This is a genomic window from Nocardioides sp. NPDC087217 (assembly GCF_044744805.1).
GTDB lineage: Bacteria > Actinomycetota > Actinomycetes > Propionibacteriales > Nocardioidaceae > Nocardioides.
In genome coordinates this window covers 641,202-651,514 of the sequence record NZ_JBIUZB010000001.1, presented here as the reverse complement: position 1 = coordinate 651,514, position 10,313 = coordinate 641,202, and the positions used below count along the sequence as shown (strand labels likewise).

The window sequence follows — 10,313 nt, the reverse complement described above, 5'->3', positions numbered from 1 at the left end:
GCCCGACTGCCCACAGAAGGGACCCATCCATGAGCACTCGATGGCGCAACTGGTCCGGTACCGAAGAGGTGACCCCGGCACGCGTGGCCACGCCCGGGACGACCGATGAGGTCGCGGCCGCGGTGAAGGCTGCCGTCGCCGACGGCCTGACCGTGCGCGCCATCGGATCCGGGCACTCCTTCACCGGCGCGGCCGTCGCGCCCGGGCTGCAGCTCCGGCCGGACCGGCTGGACGGCGTGCTCGCCGTCGACGCGGACTCGGGCCTGGTCACCGTCGGGGCCGGACTCCCGCTGCACCGGCTCAACCCGATGCTCGCCCAGCACGGCCTGGCGATGGAGATCCTCGGAGACATCGACCGGCAGACCGTCGCCGGCGCGGTCTCGACCGGCACCCACGGCAGCGGCGAGAGGTTTCGGAGCATCTCCAACCAGATCCGCGCGCTCGAGCTGGTGCTCGCCGACGGCTCGGTCGTGACGTGCTCACGCGAGGAGCGGCCGGAGCTCTTCGAAGCCGCACGGGTGTCGATCGGATCCCTCGGCGTCATCACCACGGTCACCCTCCAGTGCGTGCCGCTCTACGCCCTGCGCGCTGTCGACGCGCCGATGCCGCTCGACGAGACCCTCGACGGGCTCGACGAGCTGGTGGCGGGCAACGACCACTTCGAGTTCTTCTGGTTCCCGCACACCACCACCGCGCTGACGCGCCAGTTCCAACGGCTTCCGGGCGATGTCGAGCTCAACCCGATGAGCACGCTCGCCAGGACGATCGACGACAGGATCGTCACCAACATCGGCTTCGAGGCGATGCTGCGCCTCGGCACCCGATTCCCCGGCCTGGTGCCCGGGATCAGCCGGTTCGTGACCCGCGCGGTGTCGTCCCGGGACTTCACCGACCTGGCCCCGAACGTGTTCGCCTCCCACCGCGATGTGCGCTTCCGCGAGGGTGAGTACGCCGTCCCGCGGGCCGCGGTCGCAGACGTGCTCCGCGAGCTCCGGCGATGGGTCGACACCCATGACGAGAAGGTGTCGTTCCCGCTCGAGGTCCGCTTCGTGAGGAGCGACGACATCTGGCTCTCGCCGGCGTACGACCGCGACGTCGCGTACGTCGCCTTCCACCAGTACCACCGGATGCCCCACGAGCGCTGGTTCTCCGTCTGCGAGGACATCCTCGGCGCCGCCGACGGGCGTCCGCACTGGGGCAAGATGCACCGGCTCACCGCGGCCGACCTCGCCGAGCGATACCCGCGATTCGGCGACTTCACCGCGCTACGCGACGAGCTCGACCCGACCGGCGTCTTCGCCAATCCGTACCTCGACCGGGTCCTCGGCCTCACCAAGAATCAAGCGTCGCCGATCCGGCACTGATCCCTCGACGGTGGGGCGGTCAGTCCGCACCCTCGGCGACGATCAGGTCCTCCAGGTTGCGCATCGACTGCTGGAACGCCTTCCGCAACCCAGGCTGGGTGACCTTGTCGATCACCGCGCCGAGCGGGCCGAGACCGACGCGGTAACGGACGGCGTACGTCATCTCGGTGCCGGCATTGTCGACACCGTCGACAGCGACCGGCCGGAACCGGAAGACGTTGGTCATCTCGTGCAGCGGGGCGAAGCCCTCACCGGTGTCGATGCGGGTCGTCAGGGGCTCGATCTCCCGGACCGTCCAGGTCGACCGCGTGGACAGCGGTCCGATGGTGCGGTTGCGCTCAGCGTAGGTGCGGCCGACCTCGGCCTCGCCGTGATGGTCGGTCACCTCGAAGACGCCGTCCACCCACTCGGCGTACCGGTTCGTCGCCGACACCACCTGCCAGACCCGCTCCACAGGGACGGCCAGCACAGCGGTCTCGCTCAGCTCGGTCATGCTCATCTCTCAGTTCCTTCCAGTACGTCGATCACGGCGGCCGCGGCGTCGCGGCCGGAGCGGACGGCGCCGTCCATGTAGCCGTTCCAGTAGTCGGCGTGCTCCGCGCCGGCCCAGTGCACGAGCCCGAAGGGGCGGTCCCGCCAGGCGCCGAGCGCGGTGAGCACGCCGGGCGCCAGGACCGAGGTCGGCCCGCCCCGGGTCCACTCCTCGCTCGACCAGTCCTGCTCGAAGTAGTCGCGCGGCCGCAGCGCCTCCCGCCCGACGGCCCGGGCGAAGGTACGCAGCACGGCGGCCCGGCGTTCGCGGGGCGGCCGGTGGGCCAGCGCCCGCCAGGCGCGGCCACCGAGGAAACCCATCAGCACACCGGGTCCGCCGCTCGGCGGGGTGTTGTCGAACATCGAGCAGATCGCGGAGTCGGGCGAGCGGAACGTGGCCTGGCCGGAGAGCCCGTCCGCGCGCCAGAACGGCTCGTCGTACACCGCCTCGCACTTCATCAGGTTGCCCATCGGCATCCGGTCGAAGAGAGCCGCCTGCGGCGCGGGCAGCAACGGCGACCACGAGATCTTGCCGGCGAGCGGGGGCGGGACGGCCACGATCGCATGCCCGGCCTGCCACACACCCGCGTCGGTACGCAGCTTCACGGTGCGGCCGTTCTGCTCGATCGCGCGCACCGGAGCGTTCGGCACCACCCGGTCCCCCAGCTGCTCGGCCATCGCCAGCGAGACCGCCTGCGAGCCGCCGACGAAGCGATCCTGCTGGGCTCCGCCCTCCACACCGATCCCCCGGGTGATGGAGCCGGGGTTGTCCTCGTCGCCCATGCCGGCGACGTAGTGGAGGCTGAACAGGGCCGAGGCATCCGCCGCGGTGCCGCCGTAGGCCGACCCGAAGAAGATGTTGACCAGGTCGACGCCGGCGGCGCTGACCGTGGTGTCGCGGATCCACGAGTCGAAGGTGACCGCGTCCAGCCGGGCGGCGTTGCGTGCCCGCCATGGTGCGCCCAAGGGGATCCGCCTGGCGAGCCGGTCGATACGAGCCATCGTCACCGCGACGTCCGCCAGGGCCGTCGGGTCCGGAGGTACGTCGCCTGCGTAGCGCTTGGCGCGGCCGCCGCGGACGTAGACCGACTCGCCCTCGGTGTACGCCGGGAAGGTCTTGACGTCCAGCTCGGCGGCCAGCCCGAGGATGTGGTTCTGGGTCGGCCCGACGAACTGCCCGCCGGCCTCCACGACCTGGCCGTCGCCGAGGTCGTGGTTGAGGGTGCGACCGCCCACCCGGTCGCGCGCCTCGAGCACGACGACGCTGAGGCCCGCGGCGACCAGGGCACGAGCGGCGGTCAGCCCGGCCAGCCCTGCGCCGACGATCGCCACGTCGACCCGAGCGGGGCGCGGCACCGCTCAGACCTCCTTGAGCGCCGCGTCGGCGGCGAATCTCTCGACCGAGGCGAGGTCGAAGCTGCCGAAGTCGGAGCCGAGCCCGCCGGCGACCTGGGCGGCGGTCGCGCAGCCCAGCGCGGCCGCCTCGACGGGCGTCCGGCCGAGCGCGAGACCCCGGATGTAGCCCGCCGAGAACGCGTCGCCGCAACCGGTGGTGTCGACGACCTCGATGTCGTACGCCGGCACCCGGACCGTGTCGTCCGCGGTCACCACGACCGCGCCCTGGGCGCCGGCTGTCACGGCCACGCAGCCGGCGCCGGCCTCGACCAGCGCGCGGCAGGCCGCCTCCAGGTCGGCGGCACCGGTCCAGCCGAGGGCCTGCTCGTCGTTGACCAGCAGGTGGTCGACATAGGGGAACGCGGCCGCGATCCACTCGAACATGCCCGGGTCGCCGGGCGCGAGGGAGTCGAGCGACGTGGTCACACCGTTGTCGCGCGCATGGGCGAGGATCTTCGCGGCCGCGTCGCCGCCCATGAACTCCGGGCCCCCGAGGTGCAGGTGGTCCGCCGCGGCGATCACGTCCAGCGGCGCGTCGTCGGCACCGTAGGCGCCGTTGGCCCCGATCACGTGGAACGCCGGCCGCGACCCGTCGGGGCGGATCGGGAGCACGCTCGCGGAGGTCTGGTGGTCCTCTCGGCGTACCAGATGCTCGGTGTCCACGCCGTCGCGCCGCAGCAGCGAGAGCAGCTGGTCGCCGACCGCGTCGGTCCCGATGGCGCCCGCGCTGACCACGGTCGCACCGAGCTTGGAGAGCACCAGCGCGGTGCCACCGGCAGGCCCGGCCGCGGTGACCCGGATCTCGTCGACCAGCTGGCCGGCCTGTCCTTCGGGGATCGACTCGACGTGGCGTACCAGTGTGTCGAGCACGTGTGCGCCGAGGGTGACGACGGTGGGGGAAGTGGTCACGAGTTCTCCTGTGATGAGGGGCGGGTGGTGCCGTAGCTGCGGGTCAGGGCGGCATGGATCACCGCGGCCTGTTGGTCTTCGTCGAGGACACGCGGGGTGCCGATGGCGGCGGCTCGCCAGTAGACGGTGCAGCCCCACTCCAGGAGCAGGGCCAGCTCGACCGCCTTGACCAGGTCGGCCGCATGAGTGATCGCCCCGTGGTTGGCCATGAGCGCGCCGCCGCGCCCCTCGAGAGCCTTGATGACCAGCTCGGCGAGCTCCGGCGTGCCGAAGGTCGCGTACGGAGCCACGCGGACCGTGCCGCCAAGTGCCAGCAGACCGTAGTGAACGCACGGCAGCTCGGTCAGGACGCATGACAGCGCGGTGGCCATCGGAGCGTGCGTGTGGACGATCGCGCCGGTCTCCCGGCGTCGGTAGAGCCCGAGGTGCAGGTCGACCTCGGAGGTCGGCGCGAGCTCACCCGCGACGACCTGCCCGTCGAGGTCGAGGACGGTCACCTGGTCTGCGGTCATCGTGGCGAACGACGCCCCGGTCGCGGTGATCGCGACCAGGTCACCGGAGCGGACGCTGACGTTGCCCGCCGTACCGATGACGAGCCCTTCGGCAGCCAACGCCCGGCAGGCATCGGCGACCGCCTCCCGCTCGGCGGCCAGAAGGTTCGACGTGACAGTCATCGGAGCTCCTCAGCTGCCTGCGACGGGATAGTGGTCGGAGTAGTCGGTGTAGGTCGTCCCGGCGTACTCCCAGGGCGGCGACGTGGGCGTGAGCACCGTGTTGGTCCACGTCCGCGGGCGTACGTGGCCGCGGCGATGCAGCACGTAGTCGAGGTGCTCCTGCGCGCCCGTGGCCAGCGGGTTCGTCGTCGGGTCCCAGCTGAACGAGTGCCCGGCGTACGACGTCGGGGCGACGGTGTCGGTGGCCGCGAGCAGGTCGGCGTACTCGGGCGAGGCCTTGTCGACGTTGAGGTCGCCGGTCACGATGACCTGTTCGTCGGCCGGGATCGCCAGGCCGTCCAGGAAGTCGTCGATCGCCGCGAACTGCTCGGCGCGGACGGCGGCCCCGCCACCGAAGCAGAGCGGGTCCTCCGCCTGGACGTGGGTGCCGACGACGTGGACGGGAGTGCCGTCGACATCCAGCCTCACGTAGACGAAGCCCTTGTTGGAGAGCGCGTCGGCGCCGCACCCGCCGCTGTAGACGTACTGGATCTTGTGGGTGATCGGCCACTTGCTCAGGATCGTCACACCGCCGTCCTCGGGGGTCAGCCAGGAGTAGGCGCCGAGGGTCTCGTCCCAGCCCGACCTCGAGCGCCCGAGCACAGGCGTCTGGTGGGGATACTGCGCTGCGAGCCGGCTCTTGAGGGTCTCCGACGGACCGTTGTCGAAGGCCTCGTCGAAGACGACCACGTCATAGCCCTTCACGTAGTCGGCCTTCGCGATCAGCTCGGCCCGGGTGGCGTTGGCCTTGCCACCGATGATCGGCGGCAACATCTGCACGTTGTGGGTGAGCACTCGCACGCGCGGCGTGGCGGGCGCCGCGTCGGGTGCGGCCGTGGCGGTCCCCGGGAGCGCGAGCCCCGACGCCGCCAGCAGAGCGACGCCCACCACCCGACCCGCGACCCGGCTCACGAGCTGACCCCGAAGACGGGCGAGGTGCCGGTGAACGACGAGACCGTCCCGAGCAGGTTGCGCGCATCGCCGAAGTAGCGGATCCGGTAGCTCCCTGACGCTGTGCCAGGTGGGACGTCCCACGTGATCGTCACCTCGGAGGCCGCGATGCCGTCGCGCGCCCAGCGGAACTTCGTCGACCAGTCGCCGTCGTCGGCGACCCGCCGCCAGGTCGTACCCACCTTGCGCTCGACGGCCAGGTAGCTGCCGCCGAGATGGAGGTCGTTGTTGGGGTGCGCCCCGGCGAAGACCACGCTGACCTGCTGGCCGGGACGGTAGATCGAGCCCGGCGCAGTCAGCACGTCGCCGAACCTCCGGCCGATCTGCGGCGCATCGACGAGCACGGCGCCACTGGGCGACGGCATCTGCCAGACGCTGCGGTCGGCCTCCTTCTCCCCCTGCGGTACGTCGACCCCGGCGCGCATCGCCGTACCGAGGTCGGAGGCCACCTGCATGAACGCCGGCAGCTCATAGCGACCGAACAGGGTGCTCGCACCCTCGTACTCCTTGGAGTCGTACTCCTCCGGCGTCGTCAGGTAGTGGGCGTAGGCGTTGGCGTAGCCCTGGACCAGGACGTTCTCGAGATCGGTGCCGACCGCCTCGGCGACGGCCCGTCGGATCCGTAGACCCGACACCACGGTGACCTCTGCCGGCATCCCGACCAGGTAGAAGTCGCCGATCTTCATCAGCTGCACCGGCAGCTTCTGCTGCACCAGGTCGAGGTCGCCGACGGGGAGCAGCACCTCCTTGGGCGCCTGGCAGGCCTTCAGCTCGGGCGACGCGGTGTAGAGCGCCTCGGCGATCAGCCCGACCAGCGGGTTGCCGCCGTCCTTGCCCTCCTTGAAGATCGGCAGTCCGCCACCGCCGTCCTCGGTGCTGCCTGCGGCGAAGGAGGCGCCGAGCGCGGCCGAGCAGGTGTGGTGCGGCTTGCCGTCGGGTGCGAACTCCGGCCGTACGGCGACCTCGGAGAAGTCGACGTACACGATGCGTGAGTCGATGCTGCCCTCGAGCGACCGCTTGTCGGACCCGAGCCCCTCGCGGGCCGCGTCGAACATCCGGGTGCCGATGATGCGGGTGTTCTCGAACTCGTCCCTGGTCGGGCCGTCGGTCGGCTGCAGGTTGAGGTTGGGCGACATGTCGCCGGCGTTGGACTGCGCGAACGACGCCACGAAGTCGGGGTCGGTGTCGTCGATGTAGTCGACGCTGCGCACCTGCCGCTCCCAGGCGTACTCCGCGTAGCCCTTGTTGTCGGGGCTGATCAGCGTGTTGTTGGTCGACATGCTCGTGGCGTGGACGGGGAACCAGTTGATGACCCCGTCGAGACTGGTCGACCCGTCAGGGGCCTTGCGGCGTACCTGAAGCGTGGTGCTGCGGGTGTCGGCGCCGTCGGGGAAGTACGCCTTGTCGGCCTCCGGGTTGCGGTCGAACGCCTGCTTGGAGCGGTTGACGTTGGCGTTGGTGAGCTGGCTGGTCGAGAGGCTGAGGTCCGCCGGTGCGAGGTCGGCGTCGGCGCGTCCGATCGCGGCGACGATGCCGTCGACGAGCGCCCGGAAGGTCTTCTCGTGGTAGCCGAGGGTCGTGATGTTGTAGAGATTGTGGTGCGAGAACCCGCCCGGACCGGCGTGGGTGTGGGTCGCGGTGAGCATGACGTTGCGCTCGCTGTAGCGGTCGCCGTACCGCTGCTCGAGCTTGGTGAGGACCGCGTCGCGCACGCCCTGGAAGATCATCCCGACGTCGGCCACGACATGGACCACGCGCTCACCGCTCGCCGCGTCGGCGATCACGAAGGCGCGGGCGCGCTGACGCATGTGGATGCCGGTGGTGCTCTGCGCGATGTCGGCATATCCCATCATGCCGTTCTCCCCCGGCTCGCCGGTGACGTCGGCGATCCCACGGCCGACGAGGTACGCCGACTCGGGCGCGGCACTCGCACTGTTCATGGCCGATCCCGGCGAGGGCCCGAACAAGAGCCCGGTGGCGACGACTGAGGCGACGAGCAGGCGGACACACATCGTGGTTGAACGCTGGTGGCGCATTCGATCGGATCCTCTCGAGGAGTTCCACCCGGCCCTCCCGTGGCCCGGCAGTGTGATGAGGATTACCTTTTTCACCCGCTCGGTCAATCGTCCTGGACACTTGACCCACATATTGGGACCAAAATATTTCGGATCCGGGTTCGGCGTCATGAACGGGAGCTTTCATCCGTCTCACAGGCGTCTCGTTTAGTGGAACGCTATGTTCACGTAAAACGTGACGCGCGTAACTTTGACGTGAGACGGTTCGTTTGAACGTTGCATGAGGGAGCACGACCTCCGTACGTTTTCAGTGCGGTGATCACCAGGGGAGATTCGATGTCCGCTTCGCGCTACAGCCGCCTTCAGAAGGCGACCGCGCTCGTTCCGCTCGCGCTGCTGAGCGCAGCCTGGACGGTCAACGTCACCGGTCTGACGCAGTCGAGTGCCACCGCATCAGGGCCGAGATACGACGACGCGTTCAGCCTGCCCGACGGGACGTCGGTCCCGGCCGAGGCGATCGAGGCGCCGGCCAGCGTGTCGGCCTCGACCAACGGGGGCGACAAGTCGCTGCCCGGGACGGCCAGCGCCGCCGGGATCCCGTCCGCCGCGCTCGCCGCCTACCAGCGCGCGGCCACCGTCATCAACGCCGCGGACGCCGCCTGCAAGATCGACTGGCCGCTGATCGCCGCTATCGGGCGGGTCGAGTCCAACCACGGTCGCGCCAACGACAACCGGCTCAGCGCCGAGGGCGTCTCCACTCCCGGCATCTACGGGGTGCCGCTCAACGGCAAGGGCAACGTCTCCCAGATCACCGACACCGACGGTGGGCAGTACGACGGCGACACCAGCTACGACCGCGCGGTCGGCCCGATGCAGTTCATCCCCTCCACCTGGGCGATGGTCGGCGTGGACGCCGACGGCGACGGCAAGCGCAACCCCCAGGACATCAACGACGCCGCCCTCGCCTCCGCCGTCTACCTCTGCTCCGGCGACGACGACCTCTCCACCGACCAGGGCGCGCGGGCAGCGGTCTTCCGCTACAACCACAGCCAGTCGTACGTCACGACCGTGCTCGGTGTCGCCGAGGCCTACCGCTCCGGCGACTTCACCTCGATCCCGAACAGCACGGTCCCGGTCGACTACGCGATCCCGCGGATGGATGCTCCCAAGTCTTCGAAGCAGAAGGACCGTGAGTTCCGGGCAGGCGGCCAGCAGGCCGGCCCGCGCGGCGGCTCCTCGCAGTCTCCCTCCGGCCCCTCCAGCGAGGCTCCTTCCGGGGAGACTCCCGGCGGGAGCACCGGTGGTGGCACAGGCGGCGGTGGCGGCGGTGCCACCGAAGGTCCTGCCGAGACGGTGACCAAGCCGCTCGAGGAGACTGTCGAGACGATCGTCGCCACGCCCTCTCAGATTCTTTCCGCGTGCCAGCGTGAGCTGGCGAAGTATCCGCTGCTGAGCGCGACCCAGTCTGGCCAGGCGCTGACCCAGTGCGTGAACGCCATGGCCGGCAAGACGCTCGAGCAGGTCAACGCAACCATCGGCAACGTGCTCACGCTGATCCTCAAGGGCATCCTCGGCGGCCTGTTCGGCGCCCTCACCGGCAACTGATCCGACACGACGAAGGGGCCCCGCCATCCGGCGGGGCCCCTTCGTCGTGTCAGGAGGCGCAGCGGAGCGCCTCAGGCGGCGGGCTCGTCGTCCTCGTACTCGGTGACGAAGGCGCGCCCGAGCTCGCGGACCGCATCCAGCGAGGACGCGTCCGCCAGCAAGGAGCTGAGGTGGTAGTCGGCGACCGACTCGGCCAAAGCGTCCGGGCTCGCCATAGCCTTCTCGTCGTCGCGCCGGCCGTGCCAGAGCCGGTGCTGGGCGCCTTCGTTGAGCGAGAGCAGCATCAGCGCGGTGGCGGCGGGGTCGGTCTGACGCAGCTCACCGCTGTCGACGCCGAGCTCGAGGAGCTGGGCGGCCGCGTCACGCAGCTTGTCGCCGTCCTCCTCGAAGCCCGCGAAGACCTGCGGCTGCGCCAGGGCGGCCACCTCCAGCTCGTAGAAGTCGAGCGGGGCGGTGCACAGCTGGCGGACGTCGGTGTAGAGGAAGGCGTAGAGCCGCGGAGCAGCCGGGCCGTCCTCCTCGAGAAGCTTCTCCGCGAGCGTGAGCGACTCGCGGTTCTTCTCCATCAAGGCGGAGAGGATCTCCTCCTTGGATTTGTAGTAGTAGTACATCGAGGACTGGCGCAGTCCGACACACTCGGCGATCTGGCTGATCGTCGTCGCCGCGACCCCTTGAGCGGTGAAGAGGCGGGACGCCTCTTTGAGAATCTCTTCCCGCGGGTTCGCCGAATTCCGTCCACTGTTGCGCGGCCGACCGGTGCGCTTTGTGCTGCCCAACTCTCGATTGGTCACAGGCTCGAGTCTACTCTCAGGATATGTTCCACGTCACAG

General features: G+C 70.1%; 9 protein-coding genes. 2 read left to right on the top strand and 7 right to left on the bottom strand.

The annotated features are described in order from the left end of the window. The first annotated feature begins 29 nt into the window (after positions 1-29). Positions 30-1,364 (top strand): D-arabinono-1,4-lactone oxidase, encoded by a 1,335-nt coding sequence (locus ACIO3S_RS03300; protein ID WP_400459378.1) that lies wholly within the window; start codon positions 30-32, stop codon positions 1,362-1,364. Positions 1,365-1,383: 19 nt separating this feature from the next. On the opposite strand, the gene ACIO3S_RS03295 is transcribed toward ACIO3S_RS03300, so the two are convergent. Genes ACIO3S_RS03295 through ACIO3S_RS03270 form a run of 6 tightly spaced genes read right to left on the bottom strand, consistent with a single transcriptional unit; the run spans position 1,384 to position 7,803 of the window. Beyond that, positions 1,384-1,863, bottom strand: coding sequence for an SRPBCC family protein (locus ACIO3S_RS03295; RefSeq protein ID WP_400459375.1), 480 nt, complete (start codon positions 1,861-1,863; stop codon positions 1,384-1,386). Then, the gene (locus tag ACIO3S_RS03290) at positions 1,860-3,251 is read right to left on the bottom strand and encodes a flavin monoamine oxidase family protein (RefSeq protein WP_400459372.1); all 1,392 of its coding nucleotides are present in this window, start codon (positions 3,249-3,251) and stop codon (positions 1,860-1,862) included. Before ACIO3S_RS03290 ends, ACIO3S_RS03295 begins: the two co-directional genes overlap by 4 nt. 3 nt (positions 3,252-3,254) lie before the next feature. After that, positions 3,255-4,199 carry a carbohydrate kinase family protein gene (locus ACIO3S_RS03285; protein WP_400459370.1) on the bottom strand — a complete coding sequence of 315 codons (945 nt, stop codon included), beginning with the start codon at positions 4,197-4,199 and terminating at the stop codon, positions 3,255-3,257. Then, positions 4,196-4,873 carry a class II aldolase/adducin family protein gene (locus tag ACIO3S_RS03280; RefSeq protein WP_400459367.1) on the bottom strand — a complete coding sequence of 226 codons (678 nt, stop codon included), beginning with the start codon at positions 4,871-4,873 and terminating at the stop codon, positions 4,196-4,198. The genes ACIO3S_RS03285 and ACIO3S_RS03280 overlap by 4 nt, the downstream gene beginning before the upstream one ends. 9 nt (positions 4,874-4,882) lie before the next feature. Further along, positions 4,883-5,824, bottom strand: coding sequence for a sphingomyelin phosphodiesterase (gene sph, locus ACIO3S_RS03275; RefSeq protein ID WP_400459364.1), 942 nt, complete (start codon positions 5,822-5,824; stop codon positions 4,883-4,885). Further along, on the bottom strand, positions 5,821-7,803 hold the full coding sequence (locus ACIO3S_RS03270; RefSeq protein ID WP_400459361.1) for a neutral/alkaline ceramidase: 1,983 nt from the start codon (positions 7,801-7,803) through the stop codon (positions 5,821-5,823). The genes sph and ACIO3S_RS03270 overlap by 4 nt, the downstream gene beginning before the upstream one ends. 411 nt (positions 7,804-8,214) lie before the next feature. On the opposite strand from ACIO3S_RS03270, the gene ACIO3S_RS03265 reads away from it, so the two are divergent. Continuing rightward, positions 8,215-9,483 (top strand): lytic transglycosylase domain-containing protein, encoded by a 1,269-nt coding sequence (locus tag ACIO3S_RS03265; RefSeq protein ID WP_400459359.1) that lies wholly within the window; start codon positions 8,215-8,217, stop codon positions 9,481-9,483. A 71-nt stretch (positions 9,484-9,554) separates the two neighbouring features. Here the strand turns inward: ACIO3S_RS03265 and ACIO3S_RS03260 are convergent, their stop codons facing one another. Further along, on the bottom strand, positions 9,555-10,274 hold the full coding sequence (locus ACIO3S_RS03260; RefSeq protein WP_400459356.1) for a TetR/AcrR family transcriptional regulator: 720 nt from the start codon (positions 10,272-10,274) through the stop codon (positions 9,555-9,557). Positions 10,275-10,313: the final 39 nt, after the last annotated feature.

What these genes read in the sequence shown, in the direction of transcription:
- ACIO3S_RS03295 (WP_400459375.1), bottom strand. Translation starts at nt 1,863, where the DNA reads ATGAGCATGACCGAGCTGAGCGAGACCGCTGTGCTGGCCGTCCCTGTG.
- ACIO3S_RS03270 (WP_400459361.1), bottom strand. Translation starts at nt 7,803, where the DNA reads ATGAACAGTGCGAGTGCCGCGCCCGAGTCGGCGTACCTCGTCGGCCGT.
- ACIO3S_RS03265 (WP_400459359.1), top strand. Translation starts at nt 8,215, where the DNA reads ATGTCCGCTTCGCGCTACAGCCGCCTTCAGAAGGCGACCGCGCTCGTT.
- ACIO3S_RS03300 (WP_400459378.1), top strand. Translation starts at nt 30, where the DNA reads ATGAGCACTCGATGGCGCAACTGGTCCGGTACCGAAGAGGTGACCCCG.
- ACIO3S_RS03280 (WP_400459367.1), bottom strand. Translation starts at nt 4,873, where the DNA reads ATGACTGTCACGTCGAACCTTCTGGCCGCCGAGCGGGAGGCGGTCGCC.